12 protein-coding genes are annotated in these 17,016 nt (G+C 62.7%); all 12 read left to right on the plus strand.

Annotated features, from left to right (window positions below; genetic code table 11):
* Position 1: 1 nt before the first annotated feature.
* Complete coding sequence (locus PQG80_RS07065) at positions 2 to 739, plus strand: metal ABC transporter ATP-binding protein (protein WP_271750551.1); 738 nt, start codon at positions 2 to 4, stop codon at positions 737 to 739.
* On the plus strand, positions 736 to 1,662 hold the full coding sequence (locus PQG80_RS07070; RefSeq protein ID WP_271750552.1) for a metal ABC transporter permease: 927 nt from the start codon (positions 736 to 738) through the stop codon (positions 1,660 to 1,662). The genes PQG80_RS07065 and PQG80_RS07070 overlap by 4 nt, the downstream gene beginning before the upstream one ends.
* Positions 1,659 to 2,567: a metal ABC transporter permease gene (locus PQG80_RS07075; RefSeq protein ID WP_271750553.1), complete on the plus strand. Its 909-nt coding sequence runs from the start codon at positions 1,659 to 1,661 to the stop codon at positions 2,565 to 2,567. Before PQG80_RS07070 ends, PQG80_RS07075 begins: the two co-directional genes overlap by 4 nt.
* Positions 2,568 to 2,742: 175 nt before the next feature.
* Entirely contained in the window at positions 2,743 to 3,945 is a 1,203-nt protein-coding gene (locus PQG80_RS07080; RefSeq protein WP_271750554.1) for a GTP-binding protein, read from the plus strand.
* 99 nt (positions 3,946 to 4,044) lie between these two features.
* Positions 4,045 to 4,950, plus strand: coding sequence for a LysR family transcriptional regulator (locus tag PQG80_RS07085; RefSeq protein ID WP_271750555.1), 906 nt, complete (start codon positions 4,045 to 4,047; stop codon positions 4,948 to 4,950).
* Positions 4,951 to 5,116: 166 nt separating this feature from the next.
* Entirely contained in the window at positions 5,117 to 7,405 is a 2,289-nt protein-coding gene (gene metE / locus PQG80_RS07090; protein WP_271750556.1) for a 5-methyltetrahydropteroyltriglutamate--homocysteine S-methyltransferase, read from the plus strand.
* Between the two features lie 545 nt (positions 7,406 to 7,950).
* Positions 7,951 to 8,361, plus strand: a complete 411-nt coding sequence (gene crcB / locus PQG80_RS07095) for a fluoride efflux transporter CrcB (protein WP_271750557.1) — start codon at positions 7,951 to 7,953, stop codon at positions 8,359 to 8,361.
* Positions 8,292 to 8,720, plus strand: a complete 429-nt coding sequence (locus tag PQG80_RS07100) for a fluoride efflux transporter FluC (RefSeq protein ID WP_271750558.1) — start codon at positions 8,292 to 8,294, stop codon at positions 8,718 to 8,720. The genes crcB and PQG80_RS07100 overlap by 70 nt, the downstream gene beginning before the upstream one ends.
* A gap of 152 nt (positions 8,721 to 8,872) precedes the next feature.
* On the plus strand, positions 8,873 to 11,182 hold the full coding sequence (locus PQG80_RS07105) for a hypothetical protein (RefSeq protein WP_271750559.1): 2,310 nt from the start codon (positions 8,873 to 8,875) through the stop codon (positions 11,180 to 11,182).
* Positions 11,183 to 11,197: 15 nt separating this feature from the next.
* The gene (locus tag PQG80_RS07110) at positions 11,198 to 13,264 is read left to right on the plus strand and encodes a beta-galactosidase (RefSeq protein ID WP_271750560.1); all 2,067 of its coding nucleotides are present in this window, start codon (positions 11,198 to 11,200) and stop codon (positions 13,262 to 13,264) included.
* Positions 13,265 to 13,475: 211 nt separating this feature from the next.
* Positions 13,476 to 15,821 (plus strand): helix-turn-helix domain-containing protein, encoded by a 2,346-nt coding sequence (locus PQG80_RS07115; RefSeq protein WP_271750902.1) that lies wholly within the window; start codon positions 13,476 to 13,478, stop codon positions 15,819 to 15,821.
* Between the two features lie 356 nt (positions 15,822 to 16,177).
* On the plus strand, positions 16,178 to 16,861 hold the full coding sequence (locus tag PQG80_RS07120) for a DNA-binding response regulator (protein ID WP_271750561.1): 684 nt from the start codon (positions 16,178 to 16,180) through the stop codon (positions 16,859 to 16,861).
* Positions 16,862 to 17,016 lie beyond the last annotated feature (155 nt).

The following is a 17,016-nucleotide window of genomic DNA, read 5'->3' on the forward strand; positions in this document are numbered from 1 at the left end:
CATGGCTGCGGTGCTGCAAGTAACGGACGTGAACGCTTCCTATCGCAAGAACGCGGCCCTGGAGCGCGTCGCGTTCGAGGTGCGCCCGGGGACGCTGACGGCGATCGTCGGACCCAACGGCGCGGGCAAGTCGACGCTGCTCAAGGTGCTGCTGGATCAGCATCCGCGTCTGTCCGGCGACGTATCGTTTTTCGGCGAGTCGTTCCGCAAGGTCAAGGCGCGCATCGGCTACGTGCCGCAGCGGGGCTCGGTGGACTGGGACTTCCCGACCGACGCGCTGGACGTCGTCACGATGGGGCTGTACGGCAAGATCGGTTGGCTGCGCCGTCCCGGCCGGACCCATCGGGAACTGGCCATGCGCGCGCTCGCGGAGATGGGAATGGCCGACTATGCCGGACGCCAGATCAGCCAGCTGTCGGGCGGACAGCAGCAGCGGGTGTTCCTCGCGCGGGCGCTCGCCCAGGACGCCGAGCTGTATATGCTCGACGAACCGCTGGCCGGCGTGGATGCGGTGACCGAACGGGTCATCATGGATACGCTGCAGCGCCTCAAAGGCGAGGGCAAGACCGTGATGGTCGTCCATCACGACCTGCAGACGGTGGAGGACTACTTCGATCGCGTGCTGCTGCTCAACCGGACCGTGATCGCGCACGGGACGACGGCCGACGCCTTTACCCGGGAAAATATATACCGCGCATACGGCGGCGTGCTGCGGTGGCTGGAGGAGAAATCAGGATGATCGCGACGCTCTCGCATAACGCGCAGTGGGTGCTGCTGAGCACGCTTATCCTGGGGATGGCCGCCGGGATCGTCGGCAGCTTCGCCTATTGGAAGCGGCAGAGCCTGATGAGCGACGCCTTGTCGCACGCTGCGCTGCCCGGCGTCATCGTCGGCTTTGTCCTCGCCGGCACCAAGAGCCTGCCGATCATGATCGCGGGGGCCGCGGTCAGCGCGCTGCTCGGGGCCCTGCTCATCGAATGGATCCGCTCTTCGACGCGGATCAAGGAGGATGCCGCGATGGGCATCGTCCTGTCGGTCTTTTTCGGACTCGGCATCATGCTCCTCACGTTCGTGAATCGCTCCGCGGGCGGCAGCCAGAGCGGCCTCGACAGCTTTATATTCGGGCAGGCGGCCTCGATGGTCTCCAGCGACGTGCGGCTGATGACGGCAACGGCGGCCGTCGTCCTGCTCGTCGCCGCGCTCGGGTACAAGGAGTGGAAGCTGTTCCTGTTCGACCCTGCGTACGCGGCGGGACTCGGATTGTCCGGCCGGCTAATGAACGGGATCTACCTCGCCTTGCTGGTGCTCGTTATCGTCGTGGGCATCCAGGCGGTGGGCGTCATACTAATGGCGGCGCTGCTCATCATTCCCGCCGTCAGCGCGAGGTACTGGACGCATTCGTTCAAATGGACGGTCGCGCTCTCGGCCGTATTCGGAGGCGGCGCGGGAGCCGCCGGCACGCTGCTCAGCGCGATGGGGAACGGCTGGCCGACAGGCCCGTTTATCGTGCTCGTGGCTTCCGCCACGTTCGTCGTATCTTTATTTTGCGGCGCGAGCAAGGGGCTCCTCGTCCTCTATCTCGGCCAATGGTCGCATCGGCGCAGACTGTCGCGGCAGCCTGCGGCGGGTCAAATCGCGGCGCGCGAGGGGGCTGGACAATGAGTTATTCGGGCTGGATACTGCTCACGGCGACGCTAGTAGGCATATCCTGCGGCTTGATCGGCGTGCTGCTCATCCTTCGCAGAATGGCGATGATGGCCGACGCGATCAGCCATACGGTGCTGCTCGGCATCGTGGTCGCTTATATGGCGACGAGACAGCTCAGCGGCGTGCACATGCTGATCGGCGCGGTATGCGCCGGATTGCTGACCTCGGTGCTGGTCCAATGGTTCCAATCGCGGGGCGTGCGGCAGGAAGCGTCGATCGGCGTCGTGTTCACGACCTTGTTCGCGATCGGCGTCGTCCTCATCGCCACGCAAGTCGGCAACGCGCATCTGGACGTCAAGCATACGCTGATGGGCGAGATTACGTTTATTCCATGGGAGACAACCGCCGTCCCTCTAATCGGCGAGATACCGGAGGCGGTTCTCATGCTCGCCGTCGTACTTGCGATCGCGCTCATAGCGATTCTGGCCTTTTACAAGGAGTGGAAAATCACGTCGTTCGACCCCGCGCTGGCGGTCAGTCTCGGCATACCCGCCGTCCTCATGCATTACGTGTTCATGTCGCTCGTATCGGTTACGACGGTCGCTTCGTTCGACGCGGTCGGCGCGATCATGGTCGTCGCGATGCTGATCACGCCGGCCTCGGCCGCGTATCTGTGGACGGACCGGCTGTCGGTCATGCTGGCGCTGGGGGCGGCGTTCGGCGCGCTGTCGGCCTGGATCGGATACGGCATCGCGACCTGGCTGGACACGTCGATATCCGGCTCCATGGCCTTCGCGACGGGCATCCTGTTCGCGGCGAGCTTCCTGGGCTCTCCGCGATACGGCGCGCTCGCGAAGCTGAGGAGGCCGAAGGCAGCCGGCAGGAACGCGGGGAGCGAAGCGGGCTTGTCTACGGATTAATCCGGTTTTGGATAAAATGCGATAAGCGAGCTTGGTAAAGGAAACGTAATACATTATTGCATGCAGAGAGACATAACGCCGCGAGCCATCCGTGCCGGAATTGACGGATGGTTTGTTTCTTGTTATCTTTAAATAGTAATTATTACGATTAATGAAAAACGAAATGGAGGCTGGCATGAGATTGGACACAAGAATTCCCGTCACGGTGCTGAGCGGTTATCTCGGCGCCGGCAAGACGACGATCCTGAACCATGTGCTGAACAACCGCAAAGGACTGAAGGTCGCGGTCATCGTCAACGATCTGAGCGAGGTGAACATCGACGCGGAGCTCATCCGCGACGGAGGCGGGGTGTCCCGCACGAACGAGACGCTGGTCGAGATGTCGAACGGCTGCATCTGCTGCACGCTGCGCGAGGATCTGCTGACGGAGGTGGAGCGGCTCGCGCGAGCGAATAGGTTCGACTACATCCTGATCGAGTCGACGGGGATCGGGGAACCGCTGCCGGTCGCGCAGACGTTCAGTTACATAGACGAAGACCTAGGCATCGATCTGACGAAGCTGTGCCGGCTGGACACGATGGTGACGGTCGTGGATGCGTTCCGATTCTGGCACGACTACTCGTCCGGAGAGACGCTGCTCGAGCGGAGCCAGGCGGCAGGGGAGTACGATATGCGTGAGGTGTCCGACCTCCTGATCGACCAGATTGAATTCTGCGACGTACTGGTGCTGAATAAGTGCGATCGACTGGACGCGGACAGCCTGGACGCGCTGGAACGCACGCTGCGCGCGCTGCAGCCGACGGCCAGGTTTATCCGCGCGTCGGGCGGGCAGGTCGAGCCAAGCGCGATCCTGAACACGGGCCTGTTCGACTTCGACCGGGCGAGCCGGTCGGCGGGCTGGATCTTGGAGCTGGAGCGGCCGCACCATACGCCCGAGACCGAAGAATACGGCATCGCTTCATTCGTCTACGAGCGGGTCCGTCCCTTCCATCCCGCCAGACTGATGGCATGGATGTCCGACTGGCCGTCCGAGATCGTGCGCGCGAAGGGGACGCTGTGGCTGGCGACGCGCAGCGACATGGCGCAATCGATCAGCCAGGCCGGACCTTCGATCCAGATTGGACCGGCAGGCTATTGGATCGCCGCGCTGCCGCAGCCGGAGCGGGAGCGGATCCTTCTGGAGGAGCCGGAGCCGGCTCGCGGCTGGCATCCCGTATACGGCGACCGGCTGAACCAGCTGGTGCTGATCGGCATCGGCATGGACCGTAGGGCGCTCGAGGACGGACTGGACGCGTGCCTGCTGACCGAGGCCGAGCTAGCCTACGATTGGCGGCTGCTGACCGATCCGTTCCCAGCGGCGTCGGCTGAGCTGATGTAGCGGGCTGAGCGGAGGAGAACAGCCACGGGCAGACCGGCGGCGCCGGTTCGTGGTATCATGGAGGCAACACCGGCCGCCGGCAGGAAGGATTCAGAAGCCATGACGCTCCAGCAGTTGCGCTATGTCATCGAGGTCGCGAACCGCGGCTCGATGAATGAAGCCGCCAAGCGCCTTTTTATCTCTCAGCCCAGCCTCTCCAACGCGATCAAGGATCTGGAGGAAGAGCTCCGCATCACGATCTTCGAGCGCACGAACAAGGGCATCTCGCTGTCCAAGGCGGGCGCCGAGTTCCTCGGTTACGCGCGTCAGGTCATCGAGCAGGCCGAGCTCCTGGAGAACCGATACCTTGGCGCGAAGCCTGCGCCTCAGCATTTCTCCGTATCGACGCAGCATTACGCGTTCGCGGTCAACGCGTTCGTCCAGCTCGTGCGCGAGCACGGCCAGGATGAGTACGAGCTGGCGCTGCGGGAGACGAAGACCCACGAGATCATCCAGGACGTGAAGAGCCAGCGCAGCGAGATCGGCATTTTGTACATCAACGAATTCAATGCCAAGGTCATCACCCGGCTGCTTCGGGATGCCAACCTGAAGTTCACAAGCCTGTTCACCGCTAAGGCGCATATCTTCGTCAGCGTGAACAACCCGCTCGCCCAGCACCCGGTCGTGACGATCGACCAGCTGGACGAGTACCCGTATCTGCACTTCGAGCAGGGAGAGTACAACTCGTTCCACTTTTCCGAGGAGATCCTGAGCACCTTGTCCCACAAGAAGAGCATCAAGGTGAACGACAGGGCGACGCTGTTCAACCTGCTCATCGGCCTGAACGGCTACACGATCTCGACGGGCGTGCTCAGCGCGGATCTGAACGGCAACGAGATCATCCCGGTCCCGCTCGCCAGCGAGGAGACGCTGCATGTCGGCTGGATCAGCCATCAGAACGCCGCGCTCTCGAAGCTTGCCGTCGCATACGTCGAGGCGCTGCAGCAGGCGATCGCGGTAGAATGAACCGCGTCGGCGCTTGGTATAGCCAATAGCTATAACCGGCAATAGCATATTGAAGTTACGCTATAGCAAGGCGCCTGTGCTATCTTTCAATTAGCAGTCAAAGCGGTCGTGCCGCATGCGGGACGAGTAAGCTTTGCTCCATATTGGAAGGCAGAGGAGAAGGCGCATGAAGAGCGGCAATCTGGGGTATCCCCGCATCGGACAGGACCGGGAATGGAAGAAGGCGCTGGAGGCTTACTGGGCCGGCAAACTGGAAGAAGAGGCGCTGCATGCGGCGCTTAAGACGATCCGTCTCGGCAACCTGAAAAAACAGCTGGAGCACGGCGTCGACGTGATTCCGGTAGGCGACTTCACTTATTACGATCACGTCCTCGATACGTCGGCGATGTTCGGCATCGTACCCGAGCGGTTCGGCTATGCCGGCGGCGAGGTCGGTTTGGATACCTACTACGCGGTGGCGCGGGGCAATCGCGAGTCGGCAGCCAGCGAGATGACCAAGTGGTTTAACACGAACTATCATTACATCGTGCCGGAGCTCGGCGAGGGCAGCCGCCCGCAGCTGACGCGCAACCGTCCGCTCGAGGCCTACCGCGAAGCGAAGGCGGAGCTGGGTATCGAAGGCAGACCGGTCGTCGTCGGACCGTATACGTACCTGAAGCTGGCCAAGGGCTATGCGCCAGAGGCGCTGGATGCCTGGGTCGACCGTCTCCTGCCGCTCTATGCGCAGGTGCTGCGCGAGTTGGCGGCGGAGGGCGTCGCCTGGGTACAGGTCGACGAGCCGATCCTGGCCACGACGCTGGACGAAGCGGACTTGGCTCGCGTGAAGCGAATCTATGGGTTTCTGAAAAGCGAGGCGCCGGGCATCGATATCATGCTGCAGACGTATTTCGAGTCGGTCGACGCGTACGACCTCGTCGTCTCGCTCCCGGTCGCGGGCATCGGCCTCGACTTCGTGCACGACGGCGGACGCAATCTCGCGGCCGTGCAGGGTCGCGGATTCCCGGCGGACAAGACGCTCGGCGCCGGGCTGATCGACGGACGCGCCATCTGGAAGGCCGACCTCCGCGGCAAGTGGGAGACGCTGAGCGCGCTCGCGTCCGTTGTGACCGCGGACCGGATCGTCGTGCAGCCGTCGTCGAGCCTGCTGCACGTGCCGGTCAGCGCGGCGCGCGAGACCGCGCTGCCGGCGGAGCTGCGCGGCGCGCTCGCCTTCGCGGACGAGAAGCTCGCGGAGCTCGCGCTGCTCGCCAAGGCGGGACGCCTGGGCATCGAGGCGATCGCGGCCGAGCTGGAAGCTGCCGAACGCAGCCGCGACGCGCTGCAGCGATCGCCGGCCCGCACGAATGCGACGGTCCGCGCGCGAATGGCGACGCTGGCGTCTCAGCCTGCCGCCCGGTCAAGCGCGTTCGGGACCCGGCGCGTCGTCCAGGAGGCCAAGTGGCAGCTGCCGCCGCTGCCGACGACGACGATCGGGAGCTTCCCGCAGACGCCGGAGGTTCGCGGCGCGCGGCAGAAGTGGCGCAAAGGCGAGTGGAGCCCCGCGCAATACGAAGCCTATATTCAAGAGCAGATCCGCGCCTGGATCGATATTCAGAACGACATCGGACTGGACGTGCTCGTGCACGGCGAATTCGAGCGCACCGACATGGTGGAGTTCTTCGGCGAGAAGCTGGCCGGGTTCGCCTTCACGGCGAAGGGTTGGGTGCAGTCGTACGGCTCGCGCTGCGTGAAACCGCCGATCATCTACGGCGACGTCGAATTGCCGGAGACGATGACCGTCACCGAGACCGTCTATGCGCAATCGCTGACGCAGAAGCCAGTCAAGGGCATGCTGACAGGTCCGATCACGATTCTGAATTGGTCGTTCGTCCGGGACGACAAGACCCGCGAGGAGGTCGCGTACCAGATCGCGCTGGCGCTGCGGGACGAGGTCGAAGCCCTGGAGGCTGCCGGCATCGGCATGATCCAGGTCGACGAGCCGGCGCTTCGCGAAGGGCTGCCGCTGAAGCGGGAGCAGTGGGCGCATTATCTGGATTGGGCGGTGCGCGCGTTCAGGCTGTCCACGTCGACCGTGCGGGACGAGACGCAGATCCACACGCATATGTGCTACAGCGAGTTCCACGATATTATCGAATCGATCAGCGCGCTTGACGCGGACGTCATCTCCATCGAGACGTCGCGCAGCCACGGCGAGCTCATCGGCATTTTCGAGGAGCATACCTACGACAAGGGAATCGGGCTTGGCGTGTACGACATTCACAGCCCGCGCGTGCCGTCGGCGGACGAGATGAGCCACATGATCGACCGCGCGCTGCGCGTCCTCGATCCCGGCCTGTTCTGGATCAACCCCGACTGCGGACTCAAGACGCGGGGCTATGAAGAGACGGTCGCATCGCTGCGCCATATGGTGCAGGCGACGGAGGCGGCGCGCGAGCGTTATGCCGTGAGGCCATAATAGAGATGAAGCAGTGATTTAACAATTTAAATAGAAGAAGAACGATTCGGAGAGCGCGAGCAGCGCTCTCTTTTTTACTTGATAAGAATGAGAGAAAAGCGCGGATAAAGGAGCGAGCCGCGGCTGCAAGCGAGAATAGCAACGCTGCAGGAGTGACGAGGAAGCCGGGATGCGCTGCAAGGGTGAAAAGCGCGGCTACAGGAGCAAGGCGCCGCGGTAAGCGCGAAAAGTAACGTTATGGGAGCGTCGAGGGAGCTGGAATGTGTTGCAAGCAATAAAAGCGCGGTCGGACAGTAAAAATGCAATCCTTACTTCCGCTGCGGTATTCTAGGTTGCGGCTGAATCGGCGTCGGGCGTGCACACGCTCTGGAACCGCTCGAAAAATGCGCGGTTCATCTCGCGCAGTGCGTCGGGGCCGAAGCGCGTAGCGCGCCCATCCGCGGGGCGCCGTCAGCGGGATATTTTCGAAAGCCTGCGGATTGACGGATAGCAGCCGCGATGGCTAAGATGAAGGAATCTGTTGATCATGATGGCGGAGGTAGAAGATGAAATACTGGTGGGCGGTAGGCGCTGCGGGCGCCGTCGGGGCCGTGCTCCGCTATGAGGCAGGGCTGTGGGCGCATACCTGGTGGCATTCGGCGTTCCCGCTCGGCACGCTGCTGATTAACTTGTCGGGGAGTCTCATTCTGGGCTGGTTCACGGCCTGGGGGATCCTGCGGCCGGCGATGCCCGAGTGGCTCCGCCTCGGCTTCGGGACGGGGCTGATCGGCGCCTATACGACGTTCTCGACGTTCAGCGTGGAGACGCTGACGCTGCTGCAGGACGGCAGGTCCGGCTGCGCCGCGCTCTATGTCGCTTCGAGCCTGCTCGGGGGGCTGCTGTTCGCATGGACGGGCTTCCGGCTTGGCCGAGCGGGTACGGATGGCGCAGCAAAAGGGGTGACCGGGCGACGATGATCGGTCATGTCGTTTGGGTGGCGGTCGGCGGATTTTGCGGCGCATGGGCGCGCTTCGGGTTCGGCGCGTGGGGCAAGTCCCGATTCCGGACTGCCCTGCCGCTGGCGACGATGCTGATCAATCTGTCGGGATCGTTCCTGCTCGGCTTGCTGGCGGGCGGAGATTGGGGCAGCGCCGTCTCGCTCTTGCTCGGCACGGGCTTTATGGGCGCGTATACGACGTTTTCCACATTTAATGTAGAAAATATTAACCTGATCCGCGACAGAGCCTGGCGCGTGCTGCTGCTGTACGTCGCGGGGAGCTATGCGCTCGGCATCGTCCTCGCCTGGGCGGGCTACGAGCTCGGCCTGCTGCTGTAGACGAGCGGCGCGGAAAGGCACATCGGCTGACGCATTCATTGCGGTTATGTGCGGCTATGTACAGCTTTGCTTACTATTCATAGTTTTGCTTTTGCCGGCACCGTGATTTAATGGTTCCGTTCCGATTAGAAACGGCGAGGAGCGGACAGGTCATGGAGCAGCAATCGGTGCAAGACAAAGATCACATAAGACAAGCGTCGGCGGCGCTCGAAGGCGCGGGCATTCGCCTGGCGTTCGCGTCCCGGCGCTTCGAAGGTTCGGCCGAAGCCGGCATGAGCCGCGCCGAATGGAAAGGCCCTGCCAATGCGATAGCGGGCACGGTGCTCGACAGCGGCGCGGGCGGCGAGTGGCTCATCCGGACGAGCGGATCGGCCTTGACCGGTCCGTGGGGCGGCTTCGCCTTGGAGACGGATTGGCTGCATTGCGGCGCGTCGCCGCAGACGGCGGCCGAGGTTCGCTTCGAGCTTGGCGCCTGGTCGCGGGACGTCTACGCGCTCGTGCCCGGCGCGGTCTACGGCGGCAACCGGTTCGAGGCGCGCAGGCTGAACTACGCGCCTTGCTGGACCGGAATTCAGGAGCGAGGACCAGACGCGCCGGCGCTGATCACGGATGTCCCGCGGCTCGCGTCGGACGATGGCGCGTCATCGCTACATTTGCTGACGGGCGACGCATCGACGCCGGCCGTCGGATTTTACGATCCCGCATCCGGCAGGGGCTGCATCGTCTTGACGGAGCAGCGGACACCGTACGGGGAGACGTCCATCCATATCGAAGAGTCCGCCGATCGCGGCAGCGCGATCATTTCCTTTCGCGCGCCCGGCGTCCGCGCCGGCGCCAAGTACGAGATGTGCACGACGGAAGCGCCTTCGCCGGATCGCGGCGCGGACTACGCCAACGGCGACCGGCTGACGCTGCGCTACCACGTCTACCTGTTTTCCTGCAGCGGCGTGCCCCGCCTGTTCGAGGCTTTCGCAGCCGTGCGCCAGTCGCTGTCCGGGCTGCCGAAGCTCGCCATGTCCATCCCGTTCTCCGCGGCATGGGAGATCCAGGAAGCCAAATTTAACGCGATGAACTGGAGAGAAACGCATGGCTATTACGCCGTAGGAACGGTGGACGAGAAGCATCAGGACTGGCAGCTCGGCTGGGTCGGAGGCGGGATGTCCAGTTACGCGCTGCTGCTCGAGGGCGAAGACGCATCTAAGGAGCGGGCCTTGCGAACGCTCGACTTTATATTCGGCGGGCAGACGCAGGCCGGCTTCTTCCCCGGCGTTTTCTATAGAGGCCGTTGGTACGGCGACGAGTTCGGGGACGATCCGAACCGGGAGGCGCCGGAGCGGTGGCATATCGTGCGGAAAAGCGCGGACGCGCTCTACTTTGCCGCTAAGCATCTGCTGGCGCTCGCGGCGATGAGGCCGGAGACGGCCGCGAGCGACAGTTGGCTGCAGGGGCTGAGGAAGCTCGCCGACGCGTTCGTGCGCTTGTGGGATACTTACGGAACATTCGGCCAGTGGATCAACCACGATACCGGCGAGCTGCTGGTCGGCGGCTCCGCGGGCGGCGCTATGGCGATCGGCGGTCTGGCGCTCTGCGGAGAGCTGCTCCGCGACGAGCGCTATTCGGCGGTTGCGCGCGCGGCCGGCGAAGACTATTACAGGCGGTATACCGAGGCCGGCATCACGACCGGCGGTCCCGGCGAGATCTTGCAGTGCCCCGACAGCGAATCCGCCTTCGCGCTGCTCGAATCGTATATCGCGCTCTTCGAGACGACGGGCGAACGCGAATGGATCGGCCGGGCGGAAGAAGCGGCGGACCAGTGCATGTCCTGGTGCGTATCCTACGATTTTGAATTTCCGGCGGATTCCACGTTCGGACGGCTCGGCATGCGGACCGCGGGCTCGGTCATCGCCAACGTCCAGAACAAGCACAGCGCCCCGGGCATCTGCACGTTATCCGGGGATTCGCTGCTCAAGCTGTTCCGCGCGACCGGCAAGGTCCGGTACCTGACGCAACTGAGGGAGACCGCGCACAATATGACGCAGTACCTGTCCCGCGCGGATCGGCCGATCATGGGCTGGGACGGCAAGGATATGCCGCCGGGCTACATGAGCGAGCGGGTGAACATGAGCGACTGGGAAGGCGCGGAGCGGGTCGGCGAGGCGCTGCCGCTCTCTTGCTGGTGCGAGACGTCGAATATGCTCACCTATGCGGAGGTGCCAGGCATATACGCACAGTCCGACACGGGCTTCGTCTGCGTCATGGACCATGTGGTCGGCCGGATCGAATCCGGCGCGGACGGCGGGAAAACGCTGCGCATCGACAACCCGACGCCTTGGCCGGCGACTGTAAAGCTGCTCGTCGAGAACGCCGTGGAGGCCGAGGTGCCGCTCGCGGCCTGCGCATCCGCAACGTGGCCGCGAATCCGCATCGGGCCGGGAGAGACGCGATCGATCGCATTAACCTAAAGGGGGAAACAGGGCATGGCACGCAAACTGGAGGCCGATCGATTCGCGCTCGGCGTCTGCTATTATCCCGAGCAGTGGGACGAGAAGCTATGGGCGGACGATTACCGCCGCATGAAGGAGATGGGCATCGACGTCGTCCGGGTGGGGGAATTCGCCTGGACGATCTTCGAGCCGGCGGACGGCGCGTTCGAGTTCGGTCTGTTCGACCGCGCGCTCGACCTGGCTCATGCGCACGGTCTGCAGGTCATCATGGGCACGCCGACCGCGACGCCGCCGGCCTGGCTCACGCAGGCGCATCCTGAAGTGCTGAATAAGACGCAGGACGGCCTGGCCTATCATCACGGCATGCGCCGCCACTATACGTACAATTCGGCCGTATACCGCGAGTACTGCGCGCGGATCGTGCGCCGGATGGCCGAGCATTACGCGAGGCATCCCGCCATCGTCGGCTGGCAGATCGACAACGAGCTTAACTGCGAGACGGACGTTTTTTACGCGGATGCGGACCACGACGCTTTCCGGGCTTGGTGCCGGGAAAAGTACGGAACGCTGGGCGCGCTTAACGAGGCTTGGGGCGCCGTGTTCTGGAGCCAGACCTATACCGCGTGGGAGCAAGTGCATCTCACGCGCAAGACGGCTGCGGGATCCCCCAATCCGCATCAGGCGCTCGACGAGAAGCGGTTCATCTCGGACAGCGCGATCTCGTTCGCCAAGCTGCAGTCGGACATTCTGCGGGAGGTCGCGCCGCATCACTGGGTGACGACGAACGGACTGTTCGGCAACCTGGACAGCCACCGGCTGACGGAGGAGACGCTCGACTTTTTTTCCTATGACTCCTACCCGCTGTTCTATTCGATCTTCGGGGACGCGCAGGAGCCGGAGCCGATGCGCGACCGGTGGTGGAGCCTTAATCTGTCGGGCGTGCGGGACATCTCGCCGAACTTCTGCGTTATGGAGCAGCAGGCGGGCCCCGGCGGATGGACCAACCGGATCCAGCTGCCCTCGCCTTATCCGGGCCAGATGCGGCTGTGGACGTACCAGTCGATCTTGCACGGCGCGGACATGGTGCTTTATTTCCGCTGGCGGACCGCGAAATTCGGCACCGAGATCTACTGGCACGGACTGAACGATTATCACAACGGGCCTAACCGGAGGCTACGGGAAGCCGCGGCGGTCGGAGAGGAGCTGGGGCGGATCGGGGAACGGCTCGTCGGCCGTACCTACAAAGCGAATGTCGCGCTGCTCGAGGATTACGACAATGAATGGGACGGCCGCCTTGATACGATGCACGGCGCCCTCCGCGGTCCGAGCCTGAGCGCATGGTACAAGCGGCTCCAGTACAGGCACATCCCCGCGGACAAGATCAAACTGCGCCGCGACGCGACGGCGAACGGGCTGTCCGGCTATCGCCTCGCCGTCTATCCGCATCCGACGATCATGACGGAGCGGACGGCCGAGCTGCTGGAAACTTACGTTCGCGACGGCGGCATCCTGGTCCTCGGCGCGCGCACCGGCTACAAGGACGAGACCGGGCGCTGCCGGATGATGCCGTTCCCCGGCATGGCGGCGGCGCTGTGCGGCGTTCACGTCGACGACTTCACGCTCATCGCCGGAGACCGGGAGCCGGCCGACGTGGCGCTCGCCGACGGCTCGGGACGCACGTTCAAGGCGCCGCTGTTCAACGAGACGCTGACGGTGCAGGCGGAAGGGACCGAGGTCGTGGCCGCGTACGCTTCAGGCTGGTATGCCGGCCGTCCTGCGTTGACCCGGCGCAAGCTCGGACAGGGCGAGGTCTGGTACTTCGGCGCGTCCTTCTCCGAGGGAGCGGCCGAGGCGATCCTGGACCTGCTTGATCTGCCCTCCCCGGCAGCGGACTGGGGCAAGCTGCCGAGAGAGGTCGAATTCGGCATCCGGGAAGACGCGGCGGGCGGCCAGTGGGCCTACCTGCTGAACTATGCCGATCGCGAAGTCGCCTTCGAGCTCGCCCGCGACTGCGTCGACGTTCTGACCGGCGAGCGGTTGTCCGGACGCGCCGCGATGCCGGCGTTTGGCGTTCGCATTCTCGAGCCTTCTCCGCAATAACGCTTCCGCTCGCAGCTTGCATTCCGCAGCCCCGATCGCCTTCGGCGACCGGGGCGATTCTGTTTTTCACCCGTCATATCCGCGCTTTTACCGATGATTCCGCGCTAGAGCAGCATTTCGAACATTGTACAGTGGAGCGCGGGGCAGGGGTATGAGATGCTGAACGTCGACGGTATATCATCATTCCGCCGGGAGGAGATCGCCCGTGAAGATGCTTCAAGCGTACAAGTCCAAGAAATACCTGACGCGGATGCTGTTGTCCGTCAGCGTGTTGATGATCGTAGTTCTAATCTTCGCGTCGCTGGCGCTCCAGTACAATGCCGAGCGGAGCTCCGTCCGAATGCAGCAGGAAGCGAGCCGCAAGGTCATGAACCAGATTCAGTACAACGTCACGTACATGACGGAGGTGCTGAACAATCTGGCGTTGTCGCTATACCTGGATCCAAATATCATGCCGCTCTTCACCCTGCCCAGCTACGACGAGATGACGGTCATCCGGTCTATGAATTCGCTGAAGCAGGCGTATTTGTCATCGTCGTTCCTGCATTCGATCATGGTGTACAACGGGTTCGACGATCAGACGTATCCGGTGGGCCAGCTGAGCTTGAACAAGCCCGACGCCGCGATGGCCGACCGGCTCGTCTCGCTGTTGAACCGCAAGGAGAAGCTGCCCCGGATGAAGCTGATACCGATGAATTTCAGCGGACGGGAGAGACAGGTCGACTTTTTCTCGCTCGTCATCTATCAGAACTTCGGGGCGGTCAACAACGGACGCGAGAGCGCGCTGGTCCTGAACATCAAACCCGAATGGCTGTACGATAATCTGGAGTCGGTCAACGTCTTCGACGAGCCTGCGCGGTCCGGCTTGCTCATCCTGGACGCATCGGGAGAGACGATCATGTCGGGGAGCGGCGAGATGCCGTTCGACGCGGAGCTGCTCGGCGCGGAGACGGTCCGCCATGCCGGCACGGGGGCCGAAGCGTTCGGATCCTTCACGGGCAAGCTCGGCCAGGGCGACAAACAGCTCGTGACTTATATGAAGCTGCGGGATTCGGACTGGACGATCGTCAGCGTGCAGCCCTACGACGTCGTGCTCGGCGGCATACGCGAGATGCGCGCGACCTCGGTCGCGGTCATCGCCGTCGTGCTGCTGCTCGGCGTAGTGATGTCGTTCCTGATGGCGCACAAGCTGTACCGGCCGATCGAACGGCTGATCAGCCAGCTCGGCCTGAAGCCAGGCGAGACGCAGGCGAGCGACGGCGGACCGCGCGCCGGAGACGAGCTGTCGGCGGTCGCGACCGTCTACAGCTCGATGCTGCAGAAGCTCCATTGGGCGTCCAACGAGCAGGACAAGCAGAAGCGCATCGTCAAAAATTATCATCTCCGCACGCTCGTGGCCAACAGCCCGTCGCTGTCGCGCGAAGAGTTTCTGGACAATATCGAATTGAACGGCCTGCAGATCGATCCCGACGGGCCGTACCGGCTCGTGGTGATCAAGGTGGACGGCTACGCCGAGTATGTCCGCGAAACGACGCCGGGCCAGCGGTCGCTCTATTCCTTCGCCATCGGCAATATCGCGGAGGAGCTCATGCGGCCGGGCCCTTTCCGGTGCGAGATCGCGGACATGCGCGGCGATCACGTGGCCATGCTGGTCAGTCCGGCAGGCGAAGGCGCGGATACGGAGGCGCTGGCGCGTCTGCTTCGAGGCATCCAGGAGGTGGTCGGCAGCTACTACAAGCTGTCTCTGTCCTTAACGGTCAGCGGGAGCTGCGATAGCCATGCCGGCATCAGCGAGCGTTACGGGGAAGCCATCCGGCTGTCCCAATACAAGCTGCTGCTCGGCCACAGGGCGATCATCACGCCCGAGGCGGTCGACGAGCAGGCAAGGCTGGCGGAGTATGACTTTCCGGCGGAAACGGAGAAGAAGCTGATCGAGAGCATTCGCGCCAACCGGCCGGAGGAATCCGAGCGGTCGGTCGATCTCCTGCTGAGCCGGCTGTCGGGCTGCCAGTACGATCATATCGTGCATGGCATCCTGCATCTGGTCGATCTGCTGAAGTCCGCCGTGCGCGACCTGAACCGAAACCGCATCGTATCGCTGCCCGTTGATCTGGGTTCGCTCAGCAGGGAAGCGCTGGAGAAGGAGACGATGGAGGAGGTCCGCGATCTCGTCGTCGGCGTCTGCCGCGAGGTGCACGACAAGCTGAGCCGCATGGACGGGGATAAGAACGCCGCGCTCACCGACGCGATCAAGGAAATGATCGAGGCGAACTACAAGGACAGCAACCTGAGCCTGCAGGGCATCGCGGCCATGCTGCATCTGACGCCGGCTTACGTCGGCCGCATCTTCAAGACGAGCGAGTTCGTATCGGTGGGGGAGTACATGAACGACGTGAGGCTGCGGCACGCGCAGGCCTACCTGGAGACCAAGGGCTTCAGCATCAAGGAGGTCATGGAGCTGGTGGGGTACGTGAACGAGAGCACCTTCTTCAAGCTGTTTAAGAAGACGTTCGGCGTCACGCCGAAGGAGTATCGGCTTAAGAAGGTGCTGGAGTAGGGCGGTCTGCGGTGCAGGGCGCGGTGCAACGGGGGCTCGGTGGGGCGATTATTGGGAATCGCCTTTACTAGAAGAGGGGATTGGCGCGCCGGATGCGATGGGAGGTCAATCGCCTTCACTAGGAGAGGGGATGGGTGCGCCGGATGCGATGAGGGTCGCTTGCCATCACTTGAAGACGCGATTGGCGCATTGGGAGCGCCGGGAGGCCGATCGCTTTCGCGAGAATTAATATTAGTACTTGCCATTCCATTTATTAGAAGTTATATTCTAAATATACGAACTGCCTGAAGCACAGGCCGATCATTCCGACATACGGAATGGGCGGCCTTTTTCTATTTTACTGGGAGGTTGAGAAGATGTCGGAAGTATTGTTCCAAAAAGCTTTTGATGAGTGGATGTCGAGAGTGATCCGCGAGAGCAGCGGCGAGAGGAAGCGGAGGCTACAGGAAATGGACCCTTACAATGAGCGGTTGCTGCTAAAAAACATGTGGTGGCCCGCGGTCGGCAACTTCGACCATCTTCAGCCCGAGTGGGAAGTCAACGATTTTAAAGACGGCCAGCGTTTTGTCGATTTTGCGTACATGCCATTTGGTTTCCATAGGGGATTGATATTGGAGGCGGATGCCTTTGGAACCCATCTTCGCGACGTTAGCCGCTTCAGATTCGGCGACAACTTAGAGAGACAGAACCATTTGCTGATCGATGGCTGGCACATGCTGCGATTTTCGAGGGACGATTTGCTGGAAAAGCCGAAACGCTGCCAACAAACGCTGCTAACGGCGCTCTCTGCATGGGGATACGGTGGGGTGGCAGGGGATACGAATCTGACGATGTACGAGCGAGCGATTCTTCATTGGATAGGCCGGTATAACCGCATAGTCAAGCCTGTGGACGTCATCAACGATTTAAAGATCAGCTTTAACCAGACGACGGCTAGCCTGCAATCCTTAGAAATGAAGGGTTATTTGAAGTCCAATCGGTCGCCGCAGGGGAAAATAATGAGTTATCTGGTCATGCCGAAGTCGCAAAAAGGAGTCTGAACGGTCGCAACGGAAGTGTGGCGCAACGCCTTCATTAGAAGAGGCGTTGGAGTACGCGGTAGCGATAAAAGGCGCAACGCCTTCACTAGGAGAGGCGTTGGAGCACGCGGCAGCGATAAAAGGCGCAACGCCTTCACTAGAGGAGGCGATGGAGC

The organism is Cohnella rhizoplanae, assembly GCF_948329515.1.
GTDB classification, from domain to species: Bacteria; Bacillota; Bacilli; order Paenibacillales; family Paenibacillaceae; genus Cohnella; species Cohnella rhizoplanae.